The following is a 26,595-nucleotide window of genomic DNA, read 5'->3' as shown; positions in this document are numbered from 1 at the left end:
AGCTTATCTCTTCCTCGTTATAATAACGCCTTATTAAATTGATTTTCTCATCATGACAGTATCAACTCAATGTAATTATAAAATCCATCTCTCCCAATTACTGCTTCTGGCAACCCAAAAGATTCTTCCTCAAAACTACGAAATTAATATTGAATTAGCGCGCCCCAAGCAAGCTAATCATGGCGATTATTCAAGTAATCTGGCAATGCAATTAACCAGGTATTTGCACAAAAACCCACGTGAAATCGCAACAGCACTTATTGATGCATTACCTGATTCACCTTATTTAGAAAAAGCTGAAATTGCAGGCAATGGATTTATCAATCTCTTCTTGAAAATTTCAGCAAAACAGCAGTTTTTATCCGGTGTGCTACTACAGGGCGATAAATTTGGCCATAATAATTCAGGAAAAGGAAAAAAAATTCAAATTGAGTTTGTTTCTGCCAATCCTACTGGGCCTCTACATGTTGGGCATGGCCGTGGCGCAGCCTATGGTGCCAGCTTGGCAAACATTATGGTGGCTAATGGTTATTCTGTCACTCGAGAGTATTATGTTAATGATGCGGGTAGACAGATGGATATATTAGCACTCTCAACCTGGCTACGTTACCTTGAGCTCTGCGGGTATACCTTCCCTTTCCCAGAAAATGCTTATCAGGGCAGATATGTAGCTGACATGGCCAAGTTAATTCATGAGGCGCATGGTAATCGCTATGTACACCAAGCTAATTCGATTCTGCAGGAACTCATCCAAATTGAAACAAGACTTGATGCTGATGAGCGTTTAGACAAGTTGATTGCTATCGCAAAACATACGTTAGGAGAAGATTACGCTTATATTCACAATTTTGTGCTGACTGAACAATTGGGTGATGGTCGCAATGATTTAATGGAATTTGGCGTGGAGTTTGATACCTGGTTTTCAGAACAATCGCTGTATGATAACGGCATGGTAATGCGTGCTATTCAATTACTTGATGAAAAAAATACTTTGTATAAGCAAGACGGTGCTACTTGGTTTCGCTCTACTTATTTTGGGGATGAAAAAGACCGTGTAGTACAACGCGAAAATGGGCAATACACTTATTTTGCTTCCGATATAGCCTATCATCTTAACAAATATGAACGTCATTTTGCCCATATCATCAATGTGTGGGGAGCAGATCATCATGGTTATATTGCGCGAGTAAAAGGCGCAATCCAAGCATTGGCACTTGATCCCGACAAACTTGAGATTGCTCTGGTTCAATTTGCTGTGCTCTATCGGAATGGCAAAAAAGTTTCTATGTCTACACGCTCTGGAGAATTTGTTTCACTACGAGAATTACGTCAAGAAGTTGGTAATGATGCGGCACGGTTCTTTTATGTATTACGTAAAAGTGATCAACATTTGGACTTTGACTTGGATCTTGCAAAATCACAATCCACTGATAATCCGGTATATTACGTTCAATATGCTCATGCACGCATAAATAGTGTACTCACTCAATGGGGGGAAAATGAAAACACACTCTCGACTACGGATACCGATTTGTTGACGAGCCAGCCGGAGCTGATGCTTCTACAAAAATTGATCGATTACCCGGATATAGTGGAAGCAGCAGGAAGGGAACGCGCTCCTCACCTGATTGCTTTTTATCTAAAGGAATTAGCTAGCGAATTCCATAGTTATTATAATTCGACTCGTTTTCTCGTGTTAGAAGAAACGCTTAAATTGGCGAGACTGGCATTAATTGCAGCAATTAAGCAAGTTCTGGCAAATGGGTTGAAATTATTAGGCGTAACCGCTCCCAGCAAAATGTAATACAAATCATATATAGTATAGGAATTTTCATGAGCAGAGACTATAAATCCAAGGGTATGGCAACCGCAAAAAGCAGTGGTTCACTTATTCTAGGACTCTTTATCGGCTATGCGCTTGGCATAGCAAGTGCAATAGGCGTATGGGCATTCATCAATCAAGCTCCAAGCCCGTTCCTAACTGAAGAAAAATCAGCCAAAACCAAGTCTCAAGAAAGTATTGCCAAAAATTCACAAAATGGTAGCACTCACAAGGAAACTGAGCAATTCAGTGCAAACAAGCCTCGTTTTGATTTCTATAATATACTTCCAGGTATAGATGAGCCTTCAGCCGAAGAGCCATTCAATCAAGGGAAGCGGCAATCACCATCTGCCGTAATAAATGACGCGGGTTCGGCAAGTGATTATTTCCTACAGATTGGCTCGTATAAAAATCCAGGTGATGCGGAAAGAATGAAAGCAGAACTGGCATTACTCGGTGTAATTGCTTCTGTTCAAACAGCAGAATCTTCTGATAAAGGTACGCGATATAGAGTACGTATAGGTCCTTATGCAAAAATTACCGAAATTGATCAAATACGAAGTTCATTACAAGAAAATGGAATAGAAGCCAGCTTTGTCAGAGTTCCTAAGAAAACACCATAACCATCATGATTCAGTAAATTTTATTACTGGATAGCCGTTAGCTAAACAATTTATAAAAGAGCATAATAAAATATGAATAAATTATTTAAATTTTTCCTAGTATTCATTGCCCTCAGTCTCTCAGGGATATTGCTTGCGCATGCAGAAATCATTGAAGGGCGCGATTATATTATTCTCGCAAATCCTCAGCCAACCGAAGATCAGCGAAGCATTGAGGTCATTGAGTTTTTCTGGTATGGCTGCCCGCATTGCTATGAATTACATCCACATATCGATAATTGGCGCAAGACTGCTCCCAAGGATGTAAAATTTCGATATGTTCCCGCAATTTTCCGTGCTAATTGGACGCCTGCAGCCAAAACTTTATATGCAATGGAAGCGTTAGGTATTACAAAAGAACTTCACGATAAGGTATACAAAGCGATTCATCGTGACAAAATTGATTTGTCAAAGGAAGCCGTACTATTTGATTGGATCGAGAAACAAGGAATTGAACGCGAAAAATTTATCAATGCCTATAATTCTTTTTCCGTTCAAAACCAGGTTGCTAGGGTCTCGCAAATGATAAGGCAATATAAATTAACCGGTGTACCGGCTTTAGTAATTGAAGGAAAATATATAACAAGTGGAAAGATGAGCGGCACACCGCGCGACACGATTCAGGTATTGAATGAATTAATCGACAAAGCGCGAAAAGAGCGAGCCTCGAATTAAACCTAAAAGAATTTCAGTTGACTACTTTATTGAAAAACTAAATCCAGATGATTTAAATATTGTTTTTGAAATTTTCTCACTCACCAGAATATTGATGCCGCTACGAGGCGCATAATATATTGCACCAGGCCCGGTACGAATACGGTCTTGCTTTTCGTTATTCCATTTCCAAATCAAAAATGACGCGAAGGCAAGCCACAGACAGTATAAATAATACAGCAAGGCGAAGCCGACAAAGTCAGTTGTGATTTAGAAATGGAATTACAGCGAGTGACCTACGTGCCTCATCACGCCTTGCTTTACATTTGGATCACTACCTGCTCCGCCCCGTCCAACTACGATTTTTAGGTTAAATTATCCAAAAATCATTAAAATGGTTACCTGCTGAGCTTTTTAAATAATAAAAAACGCCTAATTCTTCGCTCGACCAAGTTTCACAACTTCTTGAATATGCCTCAAACCTCGCATGATTTGAGCAAGATGTTGACGATTTCTAGCCTGCAGAATGAATTGCATCGTGGTGTAATCTTTATCACTTTCCATAGTAACATCATCGATATTTGAATCAGCTCTGGCAATTTCTGCAGCAATTCTAGCAAGCACACCACGTTGATTTACCGCTATCATGTTAATACTTACTTCAAAAGTTCTGGCGATCTCTTTGCCCCACGTCACATCCAACACATTCTCAGATTTTTTCTGGATTCTCATCACAACAGGGCAATCATGCACATGAATCACTAACCCCTGATCTTTTTTAATCAGCCCAACGATTGTATCCCCAGGAAGGGGATAACAGCATCGAGCAAACTGTACTGTCATACCTTCTGTCCCAAGAATCACAACGGGATGACTGGCACTAGTAACTTCAGATATGGATTCTCCAGGTACTACCAAACGTTTAGCAATGACCGCCGACAATTGCTTTCCTAAGGTAATATCAGCAAGCAAGGCTTTTTTTGACTTAGCACCGCTGTCCTTGACAAGTCTTTCCCATTGTATGTCAGTGATAGAATCAGGGTTGACCCCAAATGAGGATAGAGCTTGATTGAGTAAACGCTCACCTAACTTTACTGACTCTTCATATTGAATGGTTCTAAGAAAATAACGAATACTTGAACGCGCCCTTGCGGTAGCAACATAAGAGAGCCAAGCAGGATTAGGGTTAGCATAGGGCGCAGTTATAATCTCAACACGATCACCATTCATTAATTCAGTGCGCAATGGTATATTTTCCCCATTAATTTTAGCTGCAACACAACAATTACCCACATCTGTATGTATCGCATAAGCAAAATCCACTGCGGTAGAACCTCTTGGTAGCTCAAGTATTTTTCCTTGTGGCGTAAATACATAGACTTCGCCAGGAAACAGATCGACCTTGAGGTGCTCCAGAAACTCAATTGAATCGGAAGAATCGCTTAATGTTTCCAACAAGCTTTTTAGCCACTGATTAGTTTTTAGATGCAGCTCATTTACCTCTGCACCATTGTTTTTATAGAGCCAATGTGAAGCCACACCCATTTCAGCAATCCGATGCATCTCATAGGTTCGAATTTGTATTTCTATTGGCAATCCATAAGGCCCCAGCAAAGTATTATGAAGCGATTGATAGCCATTAAGCTTAGGAATCGCAATATAATCCTTAAATTTACCAGGAATAGGTTTATACAAACTATGTAAGGCGCCTAATGCCAAATAACATGAAGCAATATCCTTCACTAATACACGAAAACCATAAATGTCCAATACTTCCGAGAAGCTCAGATGCTTCTCAACCATTTTGTTGTAGATACTATAAAGATGCTTCTCTCTTCCGGTTACAATTGCATCTATCCCTGCATCTTTAAGTCGATTTTTTATCGCGTCGAGGATTTTGCCCACTATTTCGCGACGATTGCCACGAGCTGCTTTAGTTGCTTTCACTAGCACCTTGTAACGATTAGGGTAGAAATAACGAAAGCCAAGTTCCAGCAATTCTTGGTAAATACTATTCAAACCTAACCGATGAGCAATAGGCGCATATATCTCCAAAGTTTCCCGTGCAATGCGACGCTGCTTGTCAGGACGCAAAACTTCCAGCGTGCGCATATTATGTAAGCGGTCAGCCAATTTAATAAGGATAACCCTTACATCCTGTGCCATAGCTAATAACATCTTACGGAAATTTTCAGCTTGCGCATCAGCTTTGGTCTGGAATTCAATCTTCTTTAATTTAGAGACACCATCTACCAGCTCTGCAACTGATACGCCAAATCTTTCGGCAATTTCTTCCTTGGAGATAGCCGTATCTTCAACCACATCATGTAATAATGCAGCAGCAAGCGTGATGACATCTAGATGGAGTTCACAGAGGATATGAGCAACCGCCACAGGATGAGAAATATAAGGTTCCCCAGTCATACGGAATTGCCCAGAATGGGCACCTTGACTAAAAAAATACGAGCCCTTGAGTAAAGCTAGTTCTTCAGGCTTAAAATATTTCGATACCTCAAAAAATAATGACTCAGCTTCAGGCATTATTACATGAGAGTTCGATAATGAAAGCTCTGACATATAAGCATTTCCCAATTTTTTGCGGTGCTAATTCAACTTTATTTTACAAATAACAGGCTAAATTCTGTATTTGCCACTACAATGTTAGAATGATAACTATTTCCGATCAATTCGTTGGAGATAATAATCAGCATAATATATCCGGAATATCGGTGAATTTATAGCGATTTCTGTATTAGGTAAGATCGGAGGAGTGAAATAAAAAATTTAATAAATAATTTGATAATGCTATACGTTCTATCGCCAGAGAATCTGTTACTTACAATACAGATTACTTCAATTTTTTCTGTTACAGCTTAATTTTCTTACCGTTACCTTTTAACGTATGGTATTAAGAATTTCAAGCCCTACCTTTCCTTTAGCCAATTCACGTAGGGCAATGACAGTAGGTTTATCTCGAGCAGCATCGACCATCGGAGTAGAACCAATTGCTATCTGTCTTGCTCGCGCAGTCGCAGCCATTGTCATATCAAAGCGATTGGGAATAATTTTTAAACAGTCATCAACAGTGATACGAGCCATAATTCATTCCTTTTCTTTTTTATTTAAAAAATTTACTCAATAATATTATTTAAGCAAATTGTGCTAATAGCACATGCTGTTTAACTAGCTGATGCATCATTCTGAGGCGTTCTGCCCGAATAATACAACAAATATCTTTGAGTGCTTCATCCAATTCATTATTGATCACAGCATAATCAAATTTGTTCACCTGACTTACTTCTTCCCGGACTGCTTTTAGACGTCGCGCAATTGTCCCCGGATCATCTTGTCCGCGCTGTTGCAAGCGAGCTTTTAACGATTCTAGAGAAGGAGGCAAAATAAAAATGCTTACTGCTTCAGGAAAAATTTGACGTACCTGTTGCGCGCCCTGACAATCAATCTCCATCAAAACATCTTGACCTGACGCCATGGTATCCTTAACCCAAGGATATGAGGTACCATATAAATTTCCGTAAACTTCTGCACTTTCAAGAAATTCTCCTCGCTCCAACATCTGATTAAAAATATCCCGATCGATAAAAAAGTAATCTTGCCCATTTATTTCATTGGGACGTGGTTGGCGAGTGGTGTGTGAAATCGATAGACTCAAACCCATACGAGTCTTAAGCAATGCTTTAATCAGGCTGGTCTTACCAGCCCCTGAAGGAGCACTGATTATAAATAAGCTACTCATATCATGATTATATTGAATTTCTCCTACATTTTGAGAAAATAATTTCCATTAAAGATATTTTAATGCACTTCATGTTTTTCTAAATAACACTGGTGATATTCTTCCGCAGGATAAAACTCAGGAGCAGATAAAATTTCAGTTATGATCGGATCTCACCACTGCCTGCTTCGTTATTCCATTTCTAAATCAAAACTGTCTTTGTTGGCTTCACCTTGCCGTATTATTGATACTGTCTGCGGCTCGCCTTCGCGTCATTTTTGATTTGAAAATGGAATTACAATGCATTTCCGTGAAGCTATCGCAGCAGCTTTCTGCCTTAGCGTATAAAAAATATAGTCGATTGGTATTGAGAATCTATATCGCGTCCTTGATGATTAAGCGTAGTAAGATGAACACAACACCAGAAAGTATTAAGTAAATTTCCGAAAGAAACCAGTGAAGCATCATATTCTACCAGCACGGCTTCTGCGTGGCCTATCTGATCTGAGCAAACATCATGGTAATTAGGATAGCGATATGGCCATGGGCATACCCACACTTGACATTGACTACGCCAAGAACGCTATGAAACGTAGCTTCCACACCCCAGAAACAGCCAGTACCAAAGATAATTTTTTCGATGGTCATAGCCCAGAATACATTCCCTTGAATAACACTAGTTTTGAATGACGCTCATTCCAAAGAAAGTACTCCTAAAAAACCTTTTAGGATTTAGTGAGTATATTATCAGGGCAAAAAAAATAATAGGCCGATGTGCCTTTAACGCGCATCGGCCTTCCCTCCAAGATTCTTATTACTTAAGCGTCAGAATGAATTCCGCTAACTTTTTAGCGTTTTCATCGCTTACATTGGCGTTAGGCGGCATTGGAATAGTTCCCCATACTCCATTACTACCATTTTTAATTTTTCCTGCCAAGTAATCAGCTGCATCAGCTTGACCTGCATATTTCGCGGCAACATCTTTAAGTGCCGGGCCAACCAATTTGGTATCAACATTATGACAGTTTAGGCAACCACTGCTTTTTGCCAATTCAGCATCTGCTTGTACATTGCCAATCCATAATGCAGCAGATGCTGCCATTACACCTAACAACACTTTTCTCATCTTATTTTTTCCTTATTTGAATTATAAAGGGAATATCATTCTACCCTTAACTTTACAGGCTTGCAGCAATTCCTGTAAGTTTTTAATTTCAGGTAAACATTTCTCACCTTGACAAACCCAGGCATTGATACTTTGATCTACGGGCAAGGGTTTGTTCAAACTTTGTGGTAATCCAGCTAGCTCCATCGGTAATGCCAGCACAATGGTAGCTGGCGCATGCAATGTCAGTGCTCGATGCCACTCACTGAGGAGAGCACCTTGCCCACGCAAGATAACAATTTGTGGTGGCATAAGCCATTCTTTCAACGCAACCAATAAACTACAGTAAGCACTGGGATGGCGCTGTATTTCAGGATAAAACAATTTAAGTGCATGTTCAGCTGATTGCAAATAACGATATTCCCCGAGCAAATAACCAAGTCGCTGAAGCGATATCGCCGCCAAACCATTGCCAGACGGAATCGCATTGTCCTGACCTGCCTTAGGCCGATGAATGAGCTTTTCATGATCGCGACTCGTAAAAAAGAATCCACCTAACTGCTTATCTTCGAACTGATCTAGTAATACCTCTGCCAATGCTCTAGCAAATTCCAGATCAGACTGACGAAATTCCACTTGCATGAGTTCCAGCAAACCATCAAGCAAAAAGGCGTAATCATCGAGATAGGCATTGTGGCGCGCCTTGCCATCCTTGAAGGTAGCCAATAACCGGTTATTTTTCCAGAGGGTAGCGCTGATAAAATCTACCGCCAGCATGGCGGATTTTATCCATTCGCTTTGTTCAAAAACCCTGCCTGCTCGCACCATACCCTTGACCATCAAACCGTTCCAACTAGTCAGAATTTTTTCATCACGACCAGGATGAACGCGCTGCTCCCGTTTACTGAAAAGCTTGCACCGCGCTGATTCAACCCAATGTTGCACTTCCTCTTGGCTCATACCCATATCGTTAGCTATAGCTGTACTAGGCTGCATGATTTCGAGATGCCAATATTTATTTTCAAAATTGGGAAGCCGCGAAAGACCAAAGTAAGGTGCGATGGCAGCATATTCATCGGTTGTCAAGACACGCTCGATTTCATCTTTATCCCAAACGTAAAATTTTCCTTCTTCATGCTCCGAATCTGCATCCAAGGTCGCGAAATAGCCTCCTTCCTTTGGCCCGGATTGCATCTCACGCATCACCCAGGCAGCTGTCTCATGGGCAATTCGTTTAAACAAGGGATGATGTGTTGCAAGCCAGGCGTCGGCATAGAGTTGTAACAAGAGTCCATTGTCATACAGCATCTTTTCAAAATGAGGAATACGCCAGTACTGATCTGTACTATAACGATAAAATCCTCCACCTAATTGATCGTAAATACCGCCATTAGCCATTTTCTCCAAAGTATAAACTGCGATATACCAGACTTGCTTATCCCCTTCAGAAAAATACCGCTGCAGGCAGAATTTCAACTCTGCAGGATGAAAAAATTTTGGCGCAGAACCAAAACCCCCATGCGCTTGATCAAAGTTTTCTAGCAGCTGGGCACTTGCTTGCTCGATAAGATGGGAGGAAGATGGGGGAATATTGACACTAGTAGCGGGTAAAGTCTCAGCAAATAGTCCCAGTAGCGCGTTATTTTGCTGTTCAATATCTTCTCTGCGCGCATGATATAGCTCAGCAATTTTTGGCAGTAACTCAAGAAAACCGGGCATCCCATGACGAGACACTTTAGGAAAATAAGTGCCTCCAAAAAAAGGCTTCTGTTCTGGTGTAAGGAACATAGTCAATGGCCAGCCGCCATGGCGATGGTTAAGTATGTAATGCGCTGTCTGATATATTTGATCGAGGTCAGGGCGCTCCTCACGATCCACTTTAATATTAATAAAATATTCATTCATCGCTGCTGCCACTTCATGATCCTCGAATGACTCTTGGGCCATGACATGGCACCAATGACAGGCAGAATAACCAATAGAAAGTAGAATTGGCTTATTTTGAGTACGCGCCAGTGCGAGTGCCGCCTCTCCCCATGGGTACCAATTTACCGGGTTATCTGCATGCTGTAACAGATAAGGGCTTGTTTCACCTGTCAGATGGTTGGGCATAGCATTGTTCAATAAATGACTGAATCATGCATTAATAGGATGAGTAATATCCTTCCTCGTTGAGAAGCGATGAATAAATTTATTACACACTCCGATTGCTATGTTGGGCGATACCTGCTTCTTACCTATCTATTTGATAGGTAACTACACTGAAACTTTGATTGATCGAAACTTACTTCGTTCCTTTTCTCGTCACTGAGTTCCGTCCATCTTGCGCTTAGAGTGTCCGTTACATTTTTTGGCAAAAACCGCGTTTTCACAAGATTTGAGCCATTTCTCTAATCGGTAATCGCTCCCCGGCTAGCAGTCGATACCAGTTTTGCAAATTTTGCCAACACACCGCGTCTATAACGCGGCTCAGGCGGTTGCCAGGCTGCACGGCGTCGCGCGAGCTCATCTTCAGAAACATTAAGCTGCAAAAGACGCTGGTTCGCATCAATAGTAATGGAATCACCCTCCTTCACCAGCGCAATGGTTCCCCCAACAAAGGCTTCCGGTGCAACATGGCCCACCACCATGCCGTAGGTTCCGCCGGAGAATCTTCCATCAGTGATCAGCCCAACCGAATCCCCTAAACCTTCACCAATCAGTGCCGAAGTGGGCGACAACATTTCCCGCATGCCCGGCCCACCCTTCGGGCCTTCATAACGAATTACCACGACATCTCCCGGCCGTATTTCCTGGGCAAGGATGGCATTCATGCAGGCTTCCTCAGACTCGAATACACGCGCAGGCCCAGTAATTTTTGGATTTTTTACGCCGGTAATTTTGGCGACTGATCCTTCCGTCGACAAATTGCCTTTGAGGATGGCCAGATGACCTTGTGCATATAAAGGGTTGTCCCATTGTCTGATGACATCCTGATCTTCGCGTGGTTTCTCCGGTACATCACGTAATACTTCTGCTATCGTTTCACCGCTGATCGTCATGCAATCACCATGTAGCAAACCATGAACCAGTAGCATCTTCATGACTTGAGGAATACCCCCGGCATGATGTAAATCTGTGGTCACATAGCGTCCAGAGGGTTTCAAATCACACAATACGGGCACTTTTGCGCGTATTTTTTCGAAATCATCAATGCTCAGGTCTACGTCAGCAGCATGCGCTATTGCCAATAGATGAAGCACCGCATTAGTCGATCCGCCTACTGCCATTACCACAGAAATGGCATTTTCCATTGATTTACGCGTAATTAAATCGCGTGGACAAATTTGCTTTTTGATGGCGTTGACCAAAACTTCTGCCGAACGTGCGGTGCTGAGTCGTTTTTCTTCATCTTCTGCCGCCATAGTGGAGGAATAAGGCAAACTCATTCCCATGACTTCGATAGCCGACGACATGGTATTGGCGGTATACATACCACCACAGGCACCCGCACCGGGACAGGCATGCCGTTCCACTTCCAGTAATTCCTTCTCATCAATTTTGTGAGCAGTAAACTGCCCGACAGCTTCGAAAGCGCTCACGATGGTCAGAGTCCGCCCTTGGTAATGACCCGGTTTGATAGTGCCGCCGTAGACAAAAATAGCAGGCACATTCATTCTCGCCAGCGCAATTAGGGCACCAGGCATGTTCTTGTCGCAGCCCCCGATCGCAATCACGCCATCCATGCTTTCTCCCTGTACAGCCGTCTCAATGGAATCAGCAATGACTTCGCGTGATACGAGCGAATATTTCATACCTTCGGTTCCCATGGAGATACCATCGGAAATCGTAATCGTACCAAACATTTGCGGCATTGCCCCGACCTTTCTCAAGGCACGCTCAGCGCTGAGAGCCAATTCATTTAGCCCCATATTGCAGGGAGTAATAGTCGAAAATCCATTGGCAACGCCAACGATGGGTTTATCAAAGTCACCATCATTAAACCCCACTGCCCGCAACATGGCGCGATTGGGTGAACGTTTTGCTCCTTGAGTGATGGCTTGACTACGTTTATTGTCTGGCATGATTTCTCCTGAAAAACCAAAAATGCAATCGAACTAATTAAGCAATTGCGCACTGCTGCGACAGGCTTACTTACCGTATAATGCGCATTTTACCGTAAATCAGCACCTAACCCATGCTTATCCATCCCCAATTCGATCCGGTTGCAATCTCCATTGGTCCACTTTCCATTCATTGGTATGGATTGATGTATCTGCTTGGCTTCTTTCTGTTTATTGTGCTTGGCCGCCTTCGTATCAAGCAAAATCCACAAGCAGTTTTTACCAATACCCTACTCGATGACGCGCTCTTTTACGGCGTACTGGGTGTCATTCTGGGAGGAAGACTAGGACACGTGCTTTTTTACCAATTCAGTTATTACTTACAGCATCCGCTGGAAATATTCGCAATCTGGCAAGGCGGCATGTCATTCCATGGCGGCTTTCTCGGCGTCATAGTGGCGATGGCGCTGCTAGCCCATAAGCATAAACTGCAATGGCTTGCTGTGACTGATTTCATTGCACCGCTGGTGCCGCTTGGATTGGGAGCTGGTCGCATCGGCAATTTTATCAATGGTGAATTATGGGGACGCCCCACAGATGTTGCCTGGGGCATGATTTTCCCACACGTCGACAATCTACCGCGTCATCCTTCTCAACTGTATGAATTTGCTCTGGAAGGGATTGCATTGTTCATTTTGCTGTGGATTTATTCAAGCAAACCACGGCCAGTAGGCGCCGTCTCCGGTATGTTCTTGATCGGTTATGGCACCTTCCGCTCATTTGCAGAATTCTTCCGCGAGCCTGATGATGGCTTTATGGGGATATTAACTTGGGGTGTCAGTATGGGGCAGTGGCTATCACTGCCGATGGTTGCTGCAGGTATCGGGCTGCTGTTCTGGGCCTATCGTTCATCGAAGAAACCATTGCAAAAAACCAGAAGTCGTCGTTAGCAAGCCAGCAAAAATCAGATTTTCGCGCTCACTACACTGTTCCTTTGTTATCAGCGCATTACTATAATAATCGGTTGGCTGGCAGTAGCGTTATTCGTTAGACAAAACAATCTAAGCATTGAGAATAATAGTTAGGCATTACAAATAATCTGCACATGCAATCGAAGCTAGATGAAGTTATTTAAGTATCCGCGAAGCAGCTCGGGGAACATATAGATCGTCATAGAGACTCCTCAGAGGTGTCGTTCGCGACTCATATTCGAGCTAGGCGTTGCGAACGAATATCTCAAATTTCTTCAAAGCGCTTAATTTATCTAGATACGAATGCATGGAAGTGCCTTGCTGATTATCGGCTCAATAAACCGAGACTAACCGCGGAAATGATTGAGTTTGCTAGAGCCATAGAACACATCAGAATAAGTAAGATGTTCGTATTTCCTGTTGGACTATCTTCGTTCTTTGAACTTGATTCAATGGCTAATCAGGACACACATGAATCACTTGTAAAAGTCGTCGACGAACTTTCTCAAGGTTTCTGTATAGCCCCCTTCCAGGAGCATATCGGGCTAGAGATCGCATATTTGAGAGCAAGAAATTTTACAGAAGATAAAAACTTTTCAAATTTCCTATTTAGTCCAATAGTAACTGCTCGGCATTCCTGCTGCATCGTTGAGCAAACCATTACTCGACTTCGTAGATGAAGACACATTTAATAAAGCTCTTTTTGACACATTAACGGAATTACTATTCTCTGTGCAGCTTGCGATTGCTCGTTCAGCAAATGAGCCAAAATGGAATAATTCTCGAGTTATTCCAGAGTTAAACCAAGCCAAACAGAAACATCAATCCGATATTACATATCTTAACACTGGGATCTTTATTGAACTAAAAGGAGTTATTGAAGCGTGGTGCATAAACGAAGAGGTTAATCTCTCCCCGAAGAAATTATTTCGCTTACACTTTCCGCGCAGTACCACTGGCACGAATCACCAAAGTCAAGGGCTTTTCCTACCCTAAGGATACTTTCTGCTCTTTTTGGTCTTATGAGATACGATTACCAGCGCAAATACAAGGATGGCGATCTAGCGGATTTCTTGGCTGCTGCTTCTGCGTTACCTGTTGTCGAGGCGATGTTTACTGACCGGAAACTTGCATTTCTTCTTCGTGAATCACGAATCGCGCTTAAACATTTCACCAATTGTACGGTGGTTAACGGCTTCGATGAAATGGCTCGTTATATAAAAAATGGAGAGAATCGATAGTTTTCCTCGTCTCATGGCTTTCTGAAAAGGTACAAAAAGTGAAAAAAGTGTCTGCCATTGAAAGTGCAAGTGCATAAAGCAACCACATAAGGAATCAGATATCGCACACAAACAAGTGTCAAGTCTTGTGATGCAATATCTAACTTTTTGTTTTTTTAACAAACCGACTGACAGTAGCGTACTACAACCCGAATTCTTCCGCGATCTGTTCCTAGTACCGTAGGGTACAATAGGCGAAGCTGTATTGTGTCTGGCATGACAAAATTTAACATTCGGCGCTACACGAGCTGCTGGGCAGGCTCTCTCTTTGAAATATTGAAAGCAGACTGTATTTTCCATTATGTACGACACCGCACAGACAGCTTTTAACTTTGTTACCAAAATTAAAATGTTAGATGTGAGTTGAAGGGTATCGCTAATGAGGACACTTTACTACACCATATTTTTGAAAGTTAGCATTCAATGTCAGCGGCGGATTTAGACATTAGATTAGTTGTAATGCAAAACTCATCAATATAAATAAGTAAATTATTTTTTACTGCTGATTAACTAATAGATAAATCAATGGATTTTATGTGCTATTAATTTTTTCTTGTAATCGACGCATTGGCAGGTTAGTTGGCTGGACTTTTTCTGAAAGGAAGAAGCGGGATCTACTAAATACATTATTATTGAAGTCGTTGGCCTGATTGCTGGCGATTTCTTGTTTGATCTCATAGCACTCATCAGAACAATATTGGCAACCAAAGCAGGAGTTGTTGTGTTATTAATTTTGGTAAAGATTCTCATGAAGCCTAAGACTCAATCCTAAATTTATTGACAAAGGAGAGACATTATGAGCGAGCTAAATGCATATAAACAAAAGCTAGAAGCCGAGATAGAACAAGCAGAAGCCAAATTAAAGGACTTGGAAGCCGAAGCAAAGAGTTCTGCAGCCGATGCCAGTATCCGTATGCAATATGATCAGCGCACTAAAGATCTTGAGCAATGTATTGAGGCTGCGAAAGCCAAGCTGAAAGAGCTTGGACAAGCTCATGAGGACGCTTGGGATAACCTGAAGGACGGGGCAGAAAGCACTTGGAATACATTAAGAATTGCTGCTCGAGCGAAAGAGAAGTTTAACCAACCTATTGAGTAACATTATCATTGGAATCGTTGATGCTGCTATTGCTTCCGGCCTCTTGTTTGGTCTAATAATACTTCATCGGATCGATAATGACAGCCATAGCAGAAACTGTTATGTTATTAATTGTGGTGAAGTTCTCGTGAAGCATAAGAATCAATCCTAACTTAATTGACAAAGGAGAGACATTATGAGCGAAAAAAATGCATACAAACAAAAGCTAGAAGCCGAGATAGAACAAGCAGAAGCCAAATTAAAGGACTTGAAAGCTGAGGCGAAGAGTTCTGCAGCCGATGCCCAGATTCGTATGCAATATGAGAGGCGTACTGAAGAACTTGAGCAATATATTGATGATGCGAAAGCCAAGCTGAAAGAGCTGGGAGGAGCAAGTGAGGACACTTGGGAGGATATTAAGGACGGTGTGGAAAATGCCTGGAATTCATTAAGAAATGCTGTTCGAGAGGGTGCCGCCAAAGTGAAAGAAAAGTTTAAAGATTGAATGTCTCTCCATTATTAAAATTCAGGGCATCCTCAGGGGAAGGAGGCGATCGAATTCATTCTTGACTACATGGTAATATTCACAGACTCGCGCCTCCAGTCCCGGTCGATCGAGCACCTTAATGTGCCCGCGGCTGTAATGAATCAATCCTGCTTGCTGCAATTTTCCAGCAGCCCCCGTAACACCTTCTCAGGGTACATCCAGCATATTAGCGATCAATGCAGAAGGCGATCGAATTCATTCTTAACTACATGGTAACATTCACAGACTCGCGCCTCCAGTCCCGGTCGATCGAGCACCTTAATGTGCCCGCGGCTGTAATGAATCAATCCTGCTTGCTGCAATTTTCCAGCAGCCTCTGTAACGCCTTCACGGCGCACACCGAGCATATTAGCGATCAATTCTTGAGTCATTGTTAGTTCGTTTGAAGGAAGTCGATCAATGCTGAGCAGCAGCCTGCGGCAAAGTTGCTGGCCTACCGAATGATGTCGATTACAAACTGCCGTTTGAGCCATTTGAGCAATGAGCGCTTGGGTGTAGCGCAACAATAAATGAAGTAGTGCGTCGTGGCGGTCAAATTCCTGCATAAACAAAGGCTGCCGTATCCGATAGGCGTAACCCGCACTCTGCACTAAAGCCCGATTCGTCATGGTTCCGCCGCCCATGAATAGGGTAATCCCGATTGCGCCCTCATTGCCGATAACAGCGACTTCCGAAGACCCTCCATCCTTTATGGCGTGAAGCTGCGATACGATGCAATCGGTGGGAAAATAGACGAAATGTAACTTTTCTCCCGGTTCATAAAGAATGTCACCACAGTTCATCTGGACCAGCTCTAGATGAGGTAGAAGACGTTCATATTCGATTGAGGGTAAAGCATTGAGGAGTTGGTTTTGTCGAGCGCTCGGTTCGGTTGAGGGCAAAGTATTGAGGAGTTGGCTTTGTCGAGCGAGGAGTTGGTTTTGTCGAGCGCTTGGTCTTTGTATGTTAATCATAATTTCTACTCCTATCAATAAAGTAAGGTGCTAAGCCCTAATAAAACTTATTAAATTAGTAGAAAACTAAGGGCCTTGATTATGAATTAAACCCAGCTCTGTCCGTAACACAGAGCGTTCTGATCTTTAAGTTACCAATAGAGTATCAAGTCTCTGCCAAGGGTAGCGGCTCCTGGCAATCCAACTCAATCACCGTCAGTAGAATTATCCTAAAGAGTTTTTTGGATAATGTGTGATACCGTACAGATAATGCCCAATCATACCTTTAAACTGTTAGCATCATTTTGCCTCAAGGAGGTTTCATGAGTATCGCATCCTAACCTGCATTAATACTGATGAAAAGGATATTAATTTTGCTAGTGTCCAGATATTTTTAAATTATCTTGCGGCTGTCTATTTAATTGCTAATAAGTATTTGGGAATTAATATAGTATCGCTTTGGGTGAAGCAAGGCATTCCAAAAATACATAATACAAATTATGGGACAATACAATTTTCCGACAGTTCCATCTTTGTGTACTCATTTGCTTGAGATGCGGTTGCAATCTTTTTATTTCTATTGCTAAAGGATGAATAATAGAGAGCGATTTAGTTCTTGCTCTTGTCTGAGCACGCGGGATGCCACTGATTCTTTCCGGAAAGCAAGTTTGTATTATTCTTGCATGTGTTGGCTTTGTGGAAATACATCAGCGGGGCTGTCACATCGTCATGCAGAAGAGACTCCCGGGGAGAACGATTGCCGTGACAGTTCCAAATCCTGACGGACTCCGTATTAGTACGCTTCAGTTGACCATCCGTCAATCCAGCATCCTCAGGAGTGATCCCGAATCATGATCAAGTAAGAAACAAGAAAGTAAGAGAGCTTTGCCTTTTACCTAATAATGATTAACGAATTAAGTAAATCAGCCATATAACTGCCTTTTCAAACCACTGCGCTCAAAGATAATGGTGCTAATTTCTTCAATAGAAATGTGCGTCGTATCCAGGTAGGGGAGATGAAATAGTTGAAACAAGGATTCCTGCCATTGAATTTCGCGTTGACACTGGGTGAGCGATGCATACTGGCTATTAGGATGGCGTTCTAGCCGAATAAAGTGCAATTGTGCTTTGTTGAGTGTCAAGCCAAAGAGCTTGTCTCTGACAGATTCAAGCACTTTGGGAAATTGGTTAGTAGACATATCTTCCTGCATGAGTGGATAATTTGCGGCAGCAATACCGTATTGTAATGCTAGATAAAGACAGGTAGGTGTTTTACCGGTGCGGGAGACCCCCACCAGAATAATGTCTGCTTCGGTAAAATTTTTTGGATTAACGCCATCATCGTGCGCCAGCGCGTAATTGATTGTCGGCAATCCTTTTCAAATACGATAGAGGTTGCTAAAGACCATGAGAGCGTCCAGCCGCTCGGACAGATGGTTGCTGAAGTTCTTGCTCGATTGAGCTAATGAATGTTTCAAAAAAATCATACACTCGGCAGTTTGCCTGCTGGATCACTTCCAGGATATCCACTTTAAGCAAGGTACTAAAAACCAATGGCCGATAGCCATCACATTTTGCAGCACGATTAATTCGTTCCACCAAAGCCCGGGCTTTTGCTATATTATCCAGAAAAGGCACGTTGATTTTTTCCATTCGATCCCGTCAAACTGAGTTAATAAGCTATGCCCAAGCGTTTCCAAAGTGATGCCGGTACGATCCGATAAATAAAAGATAGTGGGCTTCTGTTTGGTCACTGTTTGTTCAATTTGGCAAGATGCAGCCAGGTATCCACAACGGTATCCGGATTCAGCGATAAGCTCCCAATTCCTTGCTCAACCAGCCAAACTGCAAAATCAGGATAGTCAGACGGTGCCTGACCACAAATACCGATATATTTATCTTGTTTGCGGCAGGCGTCGATCGCCATCTTCAGGATCTTTTTAACAGCTGCATTGCGCTCATCGAACAAATGGGATACAAGACTGGAATCGCGATCAATACCCAGCGCTAACTGAGTCATATCATTCGAACCAATGGAAAAACCGTCAAAATATTGCAAAAACTCTTCTGCCAGCACCGCATTGGAAGGAATCTCGCACATCATGATCAGGCGCAGACCATTCTCGCCCCGCACAAGTCCCTGCGAGGCAAGCAATTCTGTAACTTGCCGGGCTTCTTCCACAGTACGACAAAATGGGATCATGACTTCAACATTGGTCAACCCCATCTCATCGCGTATTTTACGCAATGCCAGACATTCCAGTTCAAAACAATTGCGAAATACTGTTGCCACGTAACGTGATGCCCCACGAAAGCCAATCATGGGATTTTCTTCTTGTGGTTCATAACGATCCCCGCCGAGCAGATGGGCGTATTCATTCGATTTAAAGTCGGATGTGCGTACGATCACAGGGTGTGGATAAAAGGCTGCGGCCAATGTAGCAATACCTTCCACTAGTTTATCCACATAAAAGCTGACTGGATCAGCATAACCAGTTATTCGTTGCCCAATCTCATCTTTCAATTCTTGCGGTAATTGCTCAAACTCCAGTAATGCTTTCGGATGGATGCCGATCATATTATTAATGATGAATTCCAGTCGCGCCAACCCAACCCCTTGGTTGGGCAAACGGGCAAAGCCAAATGCATGGGATGGGTTACCGACATTCATCATGATTTTAACGGGCAGATCGGGCAGCTTGCCGATATCGGCAGTCGTATGCTCAAACTTGAGTAATCCTTCATAAACATAACCAGTATCTCCTTCAGAGCAGGAAATGGTGGTTTCCGCTCCATCCTTAATTTGTGTCGTAGCATCGCCACAACCTACCACTGCCGGAATCCCTAGTTCGCGTGCCACAATCGCGGCATGACACGTGCGCCCACCTCGATTGGTAACAATGGCGGCTGCCCGTTTCATGATCGGTTCCCAATCCGGATCAGTCATATCGGTAACCAGCACCTCTCCTGTTTGAAGATTTTGCATCTGGTCAGTATGCATGATCAGACGTGCCATCCCCTGCCCTATTTTTTGCCCGATGGCGCGGCCTTCGGTCAACACCTTTCCTTGCTCACTCAATTTAAAATGCTCTACTGTGAGGCTCTTTCGGCTTTCAACCGTTTCTGGGCGAGCCTGGACAATATAAAGCTGCTTATCGAGTCCATCCAACGCCCATTCTATATCCATTGGACGACCATAATGCTTCTCAATGAGTAATGCCTGCTGTGCCAATGCTTCGACTTGTGCATCAGACAAGCAGAAACGCTGGCGGCGCTTGATCTCAACATTACATATCAGCGTAGATGCGCCCTGCTCACCTTTTTCATCATAAATCATCTCAATAGCCTTAGCACCTAAACGCCGCGAAAGAATGGCCGGACGACCTGCCTCTAACCCTCGCTTATAAACATAGAACTCATCTGGATTGACCTTTCCCTGCACAATGGTTTCTCCTAAGCCATAAGTTGCCGTAATGAAAATAACATCCCGAAATCCTGATTCGGTGTCCAGCGTAAACACCACGCCACTCGCGCCCAGGTCGCTACGCACCATTTTCTGAATTCCTGCGGACAGATGTACCTTGTCATGCTGAAATTTATGGTGAACGCGATAAGCAATAGCGCGATCGTTATATAGCGATGCAAACACAATTTTGATCGCCGCAAAAATTTGATCGAGGCCATGCACATTCAACAAAGTTTCCTGTTGCCCTGCAAATGAGGCATCAGCCAAATCTTCAGCCGTTGCTGACGAACGTACTGCAAATGAAATTGCATCATCACTATTAGCCACCAACTTCTGATAGGCCTGAGTTATTGCTTGCAGCAAAGCATCGGGCAATGCGGCAGCCAGTAGCCAACCACGAATCGTTTTGCCTGTAGCGGTCAGCGCGCTGATATCAGTGATATCTAGTTTATCCAGTAATTGCTTAATGCGCTCAGTGAGGCCATTACTTGCCAGAAAATCACGATAGGCGTGCGTAGTAGTGGCAAAACCATTCGGAACATTAACACCTGCTTCGCTAAGATGACTGATCATCTCACCTAATGAGGCATTCTTACCACCCACCATGCCAACATCATCCTTACTCAACTGGTCAAACCACCTAATATAATCATTCATCGCGACCTCCTGATTTTTGGGATAAAAATCTCCAGTTACAATCATTATAACTACGGATGCGAGCACTCCTTGAATATCTTCTAATTCAAAATGCGATCCGGCTAACAGTTCTTCTTGCACCTGATCTTTTTGAGAGCCATAGACTACTCATATCCTAGCGTCAAAAGCAGTCAGATTGGTGCGGCACAATTCACTTTTTAATTCTACAAAAGTTGATTCGGCAAGGTGCTCACTAAGAAATATCATGTCATGAAGTCAGTATTGGTTGGAACATTCGCCGGTACTGGCTTGGAGTGAGGCCCGTACTGCGTTTGAACAAGCGCCGGAAAAAGGAAGCATCTTCATAGCCGGCAGCGACACTGATCTCATCAATAGGCATCGTATCGGTACGCTCGAGCAGTGTTTTTGCATGCTCAACACGTAGATTCTGCAAATATTCTATGAGCGTTAATCCATTTGCCGTTTTAAAACGACGTTTCAATGTGCGTTCGGGTATCTTCGCCAGCGCCACAACATGAGCAATCGCATCCGTTTTCATGAAATGTTGGTGCAACCATTGCTGGCATGAACGAACGACCGCATCAGCATGAGGATCGTTTCGAACTAGACTTGCATACGGAAGTTGTCCCTCGCCATGTAGCTTCAGCAGATACACTTTGGCAATGCGCAGCGCTTCTCCTGGATTAGCATGCCGCGCGATGATGTGTATTGCTAAATCATGCCATGAAGTAGTACCGCCAGCAGTTACGATGCGCCCAGCAGGATCAGCAAATACGAGATTAGGCTCAGGACGGTAAGGTACCTTGGGATATTGCTTTCTAAAAAGATATTGATAACCCCAATGTGAGGTTGCTTCACAACCATCAAGCAATCCCGTCTCAGCCAGCATAATAACCCCAGAGCAAGCCGCATAGATCATCATCCCATAACGATACTGGATTCGAATCCAGTCCATTATCTCAGGATAGCGTCCATTGAATGTTTCATCTGGGCCGAGCCACAACTCTGGCAATATCAAAATATTTGCCTTGGGATCATCGTTAAGCGATACATCAGGCGTAACTGGTATGCCGTTCCCACACCGAAATGGTTCGCGTAAAGGTGCCATCAGTCGCACGCGAAATAAATTTTGCTGTGGCTCAGTCCTTATCAAACTTTGCCAGAGAGTGCCCGCTGCCGACAGGATATCAACCATTCCATAAAGTGCCGACCCAGCCGTTTCGGGGATTGCAGCTATCAATACTTCTATCGGTGTAGCGCTGGGATCGTTCAAATTACCTCCCAATTTGTGGCATAAATGGACTATTTATGGCACATCAGCATCTTATCAAATTTGCCTCAGGATTTTATCATCTTACTTACATAATCACTGTTTTCAATTGGTGACCTGACGAAACATATCGATTCTTATTTAAAAAGGAGAATAATTATGACTCAAGAAATAGCAAAAACAGAAACCGTTAATACCAATGGTGTGAATGTCAATGCGCTGTTTGAGACAATTGAAGCAGTCAAAAATGACCACGAGCTGGCAAAATTCAAATTCCGCGCCAAAATCATTGGTTTAGTGGTGGCTACAACCAATCCACCATCCAGAAGTTTTATGGTTGCAAAGCAGAAGATACGAACCGCACTATCCCCTTTGTGTTCGATGCCATGAACCCCCTTTGCTACTTGGGCAAGATGCAGGAGCCAATCCAGTAGAGTTTGTCCTCCATGCGTTAATCTCCTGCATGACGACTTCTATGGTCTATCACGCAGCCGCACGCGGAATCAAAATCGAAGCCGTCGATTCCAAACTTGAAGGGGATCTCGATTTGCGCGGATTCCTTGATCTTGCAAAAGATGTGCGTAAGGGATATCAAGAAATTCGTGTCAAAATGCGCGTCAAATCTCAGACGACAGCTGATACGCTAAAAGAGCTAATCAAATTTTCGCCTGTATTTGATGTGGTGTCCAATTCAGTCCCAGTAAAGGTCAAAATCGAGACTTACTAATACACTATCGGGGCAGATGCTGGTAAGTGAGACCAAAATCAAACATGGCATTACGGGATTGAGGAGAGGAGCTAGCCTGATTGAGACACCAATGGTGCAGCGAGTTTTTGGTCTCACTTAGTATGACATAAAAAAGCCTCCTGTTAACGGAGGCAATTAATTTTTCTTAAAATGACGATTAATCTGGTCTAATTACCTGGTTGATCTATTGGTAACGAGAACCAAGCCATTGGCGCCATCGCCCCGATTGTACCAGTCGATACATTAACCAAGATAAGAATAGCACTGCGATGAGAGGACCTGCCCAGGCACGTGCTATTTTTCCATAATCAATCATATCCACGCGAAGTTGATAAGAGTATTTCAAAGGCGGAATACCTTCTGCTGTCACCACTACTGAATAGAGCCCTTTATCCAGTCTACCTATTCCGCTGATAACACCGTCAGGATGATAATCAGCCTTTACCTGGGCAACTGTCTCACCCTCATTATCATCGCCACGAAAAACTTTTAAACTCACAGGCATCCCCCGCAAGGGCTGGTCGACCAGATCCACCACAAAATAAGTATCTCCTGCTACTGGAATCTCTGTACAGTATTGCTCCTGTTGGTCATACTGTGGCTGGTATGCACTTAAGTGCACCATATTTCCCCCTGCATGACGCGCACAGGGATCTTCTGCCATTGCAACTCTCCCATGCCCCATAGCTGTGCTTGCATAAAATGCCACAACTAAAAAACAAACCGCAACAATTGATTGTATTGACTGCTTACTCAAAGCAAACTCCCGTTAAAATATAATAAATAATAGTTCTTTTGCTATCCAAGCAAGAGATCACCTTCCATTTTTATCTGGCTTCTTTTATTTGATACTTTAAAATATTCTGACAATACAAGTTATGTTTTGTTTTGAGAAACAAATAATACCGGTCCCCTTCTGCCTTATGGCCAAATGCCACCGTACCCTGATTAAGGGGCAAAACGACTCTGCAGCAATGTAATTCCATAAAAAATGGTCAATCTATTAGTGCCCGCCTGGAAGCAGGCTTACCATTATTTAACCATTAATTTAGCAAGCGTTAGCTATCCGATTATGGATGTGCCCAAGCGCTTGTTCCACCTGATCAACCAGGATGAGGCAAAGTTCGCCTGCTTGCAGATTGGTCAGTGCCGTATCGATCGCTTTGAACTCCCCATGTATTTCGCTCACTTTGCGCACACGCTTGGCATTCTCCAACCCTTCTCGTAACAATCCTAGTACTTCACCGTCGTTACGTCCACGTTGGCATTTGTCTTGATAAAGCACCACTTCATCAAATATTTCTCCTAGAATCTGGGTTTGTAACCGAATATCTTCGTCACGGCGATCACCCGCAGCGCTGATGACAACCATCCGTCTTTTTGCGGGTATGCGATTTATCGCACTTGCCAGCGCTTCCATCGCATCCGGATTGTGCCCATAATCTGCGATCAATGTGGCATTCCGGTAATTGAAAAGGTTGAATCGCCCTGGAGCAGTTTGCGTATCACTAATAAAATTATTTAAACCGGCACGAATAACAGCCCATTCCAGCCCCAGCGCCCAACCCACGGCAATAGCTGCCATAGCATTTTCGATCTGAAAACTGATGAGACCATTTTTAGTAAGGGGGATCTCACTCAAAGATATTCGTTGCTCAACTTCTGCTTCTGATGCAACAATGAAATGATCCTCAAGATAAACGACGCGTTTACGTTGCGCACGTTGCGACAGCACCATCATATTATGGCTATCTCGAGAAAAGAACATAACAGTACCCGGACAATAAGCAGCCATTTTGACAACCTGAGGATCATCTGCATTGAGCACAGCGATACCTCTACCAGGTAAGACATTCTCTACAACAAGTCGTTTGACGGCTGCCAATTCGTCGATTGTATTGATATTAGCCAGACCGAGATGGTCACCCCTGCCGATATTAGTTACGACAGCCACCTGGCAATGATCAAAACCTAACCCTTCACGCAACATGCCACCTCGCGCGGTTTCTAGCACAGCAGCATCGACATCAGGATGGAACAGAACATTTCTGGCGCTCTTAGGTCCACTGCAGTCGCCAGTATCGATACATTGTCCATTGACGAACACTCCATCCGTACACGTCATGCCAACACGCAACTGGTTATTTTCCAAAATATTGGCTATCAAGCGCACCGTTGTCGTTTTGCCGTTAGTGCCTGTTACAGCAACAACCGGAATACGCGCATCATCACCTTGCGCGAACATATTATCGATAATTGCCTTTCCTACTGGACGCCCATTACCATATGAAGGCTGCAAGTGCATACGCAAACCGGGAGCTGCATTGACTTCGATAATTGCACCGCCTTGCTCCTCCAATGGTCGCATGATGCTCTCGCAAATCAAATCAATTCCGCAAATATCTAGCCCTGTCATTTGTGCAGCAGCAACCGCGTTTGCTGCAATTTCGGGATGAACATCGTCCGTTACATCAGTTGCCGTACCACCTGTGGACAAATTGGCATTATTGCGCAACACAACCCGCATGCCTTTAGCCGGAATAGATTCTGCTGTCAGTCCCTGGCTAGCAAGATGCGTCAGTGAAATCTCATCCAGGTGGATTTTAGTCAGTAAATTTGCGTGACCCTCACTGCGCAGTGGATCACGATTGATTTGCTCCACTAAGTGATAAATGCTATGAACGCCATCCCCTACTACCTGAGGAGGATCACGTCTCGCGGCAGCCACTAACTTTTTGCCCACAACCAGCATACGATAATCATGCCCGATCACATAGCGTTCAATCAGCACATTGTCACTAATTTCCGTGGCTTTCACATAAGCTGCTTTGATCTGTTCGCAATCAACGAGATTAGCGGTTACACCTTTGCCTTGATTGCCATCCTGTGGTTTAACCACTACTGGTGCACCAATTTCGCAGGCAGCAGCCCATGCATCCTCAGCATCGATAACTGGTCGCCCCACAGGAACAGGAATACCTGCCGCAAGCAAGAGTGTTTTAGTCAGTTCTTTATCTTGCACAATAGATTCTGCAACCGCGCTGGTTGAATCACTTTCAGAAGCTTGGATACGCCGCTGCTTGCTTCCCCAGCCAAACTGTACCAAACTTCCATTTGTCAAGCGACGGCATGGAATACCACGCGCAACAGCTGCTCGCACAATAGCACCAGTACTTGGTCCGAGACGGATATCTTCATAAAGCGTGTGTAAGCGGAGTAACGCTGTGGATAAATCAAAGGGTATATTTTCTATAACGGCGTGACAAAGTTCTAAAGAGAGTTCAAAAGCAAGCCTTCCCACTGCCTCTTCACTGTATTCAACGATAATCCGGAAAGTATTGGTTTCCGATGTCTGAGTAGTATGACTGAAGGTAACTGGACAACCTGCTTGCACTTGCAAACCGAGTGCAGCAAATTCGAGAACATGGGCCACAGTCGCCATTTTATAACGATCAGCGGGTAGGAGCTGTGCAATTTCAGGAAAGCGTTCACGCAGGCGCGTTTCAAAACCCGGGATTCTGTCGATAGTACATTCGTTCTCGCTAAATAAAACCGTTGCTTCAATAGATGTATGCTTACTCCACAGATTGGGACCGCGCAATGCACGGATTTGTATCACTTTCATAG

Annotated in this window: 27 protein-coding genes; 11 read left to right on the top strand and 16 right to left on the bottom strand. The window is 43.4% G+C overall.

The window, feature by feature from the left end:
* The first annotated feature begins 52 nt into the window (after positions 1-52).
* The 3 genes from argS to BM122_RS04215 all read left to right on the top strand — a co-directional run bounded on the left by argS (position 53) and on the right by BM122_RS04215 (position 3,159).
* Positions 53-1,804 carry an arginine--tRNA ligase gene (argS, locus tag BM122_RS04225; protein ID WP_074903949.1) on the top strand — a complete coding sequence of 584 codons (1,752 nt, stop codon included), beginning with the start codon at positions 53-55 and terminating at the stop codon, positions 1,802-1,804.
* Positions 1,805-1,833: 29 nt separating this feature from the next.
* Positions 1,834-2,445, top strand: coding sequence for an SPOR domain-containing protein (locus BM122_RS04220; protein WP_074903947.1), 612 nt, complete (start codon positions 1,834-1,836; stop codon positions 2,443-2,445).
* Positions 2,446-2,517: 72 nt separating this feature from the next.
* The gene (locus BM122_RS04215) at positions 2,518-3,159 is read left to right on the top strand and encodes a thiol:disulfide interchange protein DsbA/DsbL (protein ID WP_074903945.1); all 642 of its coding nucleotides are present in this window, start codon (positions 2,518-2,520) and stop codon (positions 3,157-3,159) included.
* 411 nt (positions 3,160-3,570) lie between these two features.
* On the opposite strand, the gene BM122_RS04210 is transcribed toward BM122_RS04215, so the two are convergent.
* The 9 genes from BM122_RS04210 to ilvD all read right to left on the bottom strand — a co-directional run bounded on the left by BM122_RS04210 (position 3,571) and on the right by ilvD (position 12,040).
* A complete protein-coding gene (locus BM122_RS04210; RefSeq protein ID WP_371264891.1) occupies positions 3,571-5,715 on the bottom strand; it encodes a RelA/SpoT family protein in 2,145 nt (714 codons plus the stop codon).
* Between the two features lie 318 nt (positions 5,716-6,033).
* A complete protein-coding gene (rpoZ, locus tag BM122_RS04205) occupies positions 6,034-6,237 on the bottom strand; it encodes a DNA-directed RNA polymerase subunit omega (protein WP_074903943.1) in 204 nt (67 codons plus the stop codon).
* Positions 6,238-6,286: 49 nt separating this feature from the next.
* Entirely contained in the window at positions 6,287-6,892 is a 606-nt protein-coding gene (gmk, locus tag BM122_RS04200; RefSeq protein ID WP_074903941.1) for a guanylate kinase, read from the bottom strand.
* Positions 6,893-6,951: 59 nt separating this feature from the next.
* Positions 6,952-7,035: a peptide-methionine (S)-S-oxide reductase gene (locus BM122_RS25860; protein WP_371264892.1), complete on the bottom strand. Its 84-nt coding sequence runs from the start codon at positions 7,033-7,035 to the stop codon at positions 6,952-6,954.
* A 173-nt stretch (positions 7,036-7,208) separates the two neighbouring features.
* Positions 7,209-7,430 carry a peptide-methionine (S)-S-oxide reductase gene (locus tag BM122_RS25855; protein WP_074903939.1) on the bottom strand — a complete coding sequence of 74 codons (222 nt, stop codon included), beginning with the start codon at positions 7,428-7,430 and terminating at the stop codon, positions 7,209-7,211.
* Entirely contained in the window at positions 7,367-7,519 is a 153-nt protein-coding gene (locus tag BM122_RS25850; RefSeq protein WP_083398331.1) for a peptide-methionine (S)-S-oxide reductase, read from the bottom strand. The genes BM122_RS25855 and BM122_RS25850 overlap by 64 nt, the downstream gene beginning before the upstream one ends.
* 166 nt (positions 7,520-7,685) lie before the next feature.
* The gene (locus tag BM122_RS04180) at positions 7,686-7,997 is read right to left on the bottom strand and encodes a c-type cytochrome (RefSeq protein ID WP_074903937.1); all 312 of its coding nucleotides are present in this window, start codon (positions 7,995-7,997) and stop codon (positions 7,686-7,688) included.
* Positions 7,998-8,018: 21 nt separating this feature from the next.
* Positions 8,019-10,088 (bottom strand): thioredoxin domain-containing protein, encoded by a 2,070-nt coding sequence (locus tag BM122_RS04175; RefSeq protein WP_074903935.1) that lies wholly within the window; start codon positions 10,086-10,088, stop codon positions 8,019-8,021.
* A 278-nt stretch (positions 10,089-10,366) separates the two neighbouring features.
* Positions 10,367-12,040, bottom strand: coding sequence for a dihydroxy-acid dehydratase (gene ilvD, locus BM122_RS04170; protein ID WP_074903933.1), 1,674 nt, complete (start codon positions 12,038-12,040; stop codon positions 10,367-10,369).
* A gap of 113 nt (positions 12,041-12,153) precedes the next feature.
* Between ilvD and lgt the strand changes: the two genes are divergently transcribed.
* The 5 genes from lgt (at position 12,154) to BM122_RS04145 (ending at position 15,853) form a co-directional block, all read left to right on the top strand.
* Positions 12,154-12,969, top strand: a complete 816-nt coding sequence (gene lgt / locus BM122_RS04165) for a prolipoprotein diacylglyceryl transferase (protein ID WP_074903931.1) — start codon at positions 12,154-12,156, stop codon at positions 12,967-12,969.
* A 669-nt stretch (positions 12,970-13,638) separates the two neighbouring features.
* Complete coding sequence (locus tag BM122_RS04160) at positions 13,639-13,986, top strand: hypothetical protein (RefSeq protein ID WP_074903930.1); 348 nt, start codon at positions 13,639-13,641, stop codon at positions 13,984-13,986.
* A gap of 26 nt (positions 13,987-14,012) precedes the next feature.
* Positions 14,013-14,231 carry a hypothetical protein gene (locus BM122_RS04155; protein WP_074903928.1) on the top strand — a complete coding sequence of 73 codons (219 nt, stop codon included), beginning with the start codon at positions 14,013-14,015 and terminating at the stop codon, positions 14,229-14,231.
* 835 nt (positions 14,232-15,066) lie between these two features.
* Positions 15,067-15,369: a sll1863 family stress response protein gene (locus BM122_RS04150; RefSeq protein WP_074903926.1), complete on the top strand. Its 303-nt coding sequence runs from the start codon at positions 15,067-15,069 to the stop codon at positions 15,367-15,369.
* Between the two features lie 175 nt (positions 15,370-15,544).
* Positions 15,545-15,853, top strand: a complete 309-nt coding sequence (locus BM122_RS04145; RefSeq protein ID WP_074903924.1) for a sll1863 family stress response protein — start codon at positions 15,545-15,547, stop codon at positions 15,851-15,853.
* A gap of 215 nt (positions 15,854-16,068) precedes the next feature.
* Here the strand turns inward: BM122_RS04145 and BM122_RS04140 are convergent, their stop codons facing one another.
* Entirely contained in the window at positions 16,069-16,848 is a 780-nt protein-coding gene (locus BM122_RS04140; RefSeq protein WP_083398330.1) for a Crp/Fnr family transcriptional regulator, read from the bottom strand.
* Positions 16,849-17,466: 618 nt separating this feature from the next.
* Here BM122_RS04140 and BM122_RS25845 point away from each other — a divergent pair.
* Positions 17,467-17,682 (top strand): type II toxin-antitoxin system HicA family toxin, encoded by a 216-nt coding sequence (locus BM122_RS25845; RefSeq protein ID WP_074903922.1) that lies wholly within the window; start codon positions 17,467-17,469, stop codon positions 17,680-17,682.
* A gap of 68 nt (positions 17,683-17,750) precedes the next feature.
* On the opposite strand, the gene BM122_RS24815 is transcribed toward BM122_RS25845, so the two are convergent.
* The 4 genes from BM122_RS24815 to BM122_RS04120 all read right to left on the bottom strand — a co-directional run bounded on the left by BM122_RS24815 (position 17,751) and on the right by BM122_RS04120 (position 22,223).
* Entirely contained in the window at positions 17,751-18,200 is a 450-nt protein-coding gene (locus BM122_RS24815; RefSeq protein WP_256211869.1) for a kinase/pyrophosphorylase, read from the bottom strand.
* Between the two features lie 25 nt (positions 18,201-18,225).
* The gene (locus BM122_RS24810; protein ID WP_256211868.1) at positions 18,226-18,480 is read right to left on the bottom strand and encodes a kinase/pyrophosphorylase; all 255 of its coding nucleotides are present in this window, start codon (positions 18,478-18,480) and stop codon (positions 18,226-18,228) included.
* 97 nt (positions 18,481-18,577) lie between these two features.
* On the bottom strand, positions 18,578-20,950 hold the full coding sequence (gene ppsA, locus BM122_RS04125) for a phosphoenolpyruvate synthase (protein ID WP_074904037.1): 2,373 nt from the start codon (positions 20,948-20,950) through the stop codon (positions 18,578-18,580).
* Between the two features lie 247 nt (positions 20,951-21,197).
* Positions 21,198-22,223 carry a GlxA family transcriptional regulator gene (locus tag BM122_RS04120; RefSeq protein WP_074903920.1) on the bottom strand — a complete coding sequence of 342 codons (1,026 nt, stop codon included), beginning with the start codon at positions 22,221-22,223 and terminating at the stop codon, positions 21,198-21,200.
* 156 nt (positions 22,224-22,379) lie between these two features.
* On the opposite strand from BM122_RS04120, the gene BM122_RS23995 reads away from it, so the two are divergent.
* A complete protein-coding gene (locus BM122_RS23995; protein ID WP_218151987.1) occupies positions 22,380-22,610 on the top strand; it encodes a hypothetical protein in 231 nt (76 codons plus the stop codon).
* Positions 22,611-22,617: 7 nt separating this feature from the next.
* Positions 22,618-22,947: an OsmC family protein gene (locus tag BM122_RS23990; RefSeq protein WP_218151986.1), complete on the top strand. Its 330-nt coding sequence runs from the start codon at positions 22,618-22,620 to the stop codon at positions 22,945-22,947.
* A gap of 205 nt (positions 22,948-23,152) precedes the next feature.
* Here BM122_RS23990 and BM122_RS04110 read toward each other — a convergent pair whose 3' ends face one another.
* Positions 23,153-23,632: a hypothetical protein gene (locus BM122_RS04110; RefSeq protein WP_256211867.1), complete on the bottom strand. Its 480-nt coding sequence runs from the start codon at positions 23,630-23,632 to the stop codon at positions 23,153-23,155.
* 384 nt (positions 23,633-24,016) lie between these two features.
* Entirely contained in the window at positions 24,017-26,593 is a 2,577-nt protein-coding gene (cphA, locus tag BM122_RS04105; RefSeq protein WP_074903917.1) for a cyanophycin synthetase, read from the bottom strand.
* Between the last annotated feature and the right edge of the window lie 2 nt (positions 26,594-26,595).

Source organism: Nitrosomonas communis, assembly GCF_900114745.1.
GTDB lineage: Bacteria > Pseudomonadota > Gammaproteobacteria > Burkholderiales > Nitrosomonadaceae > Nitrosomonas > Nitrosomonas communis_A.
Note: the sequence above shows the minus strand (reverse complement) of the source record. Positions and strands in the feature narration are given on the sequence as shown.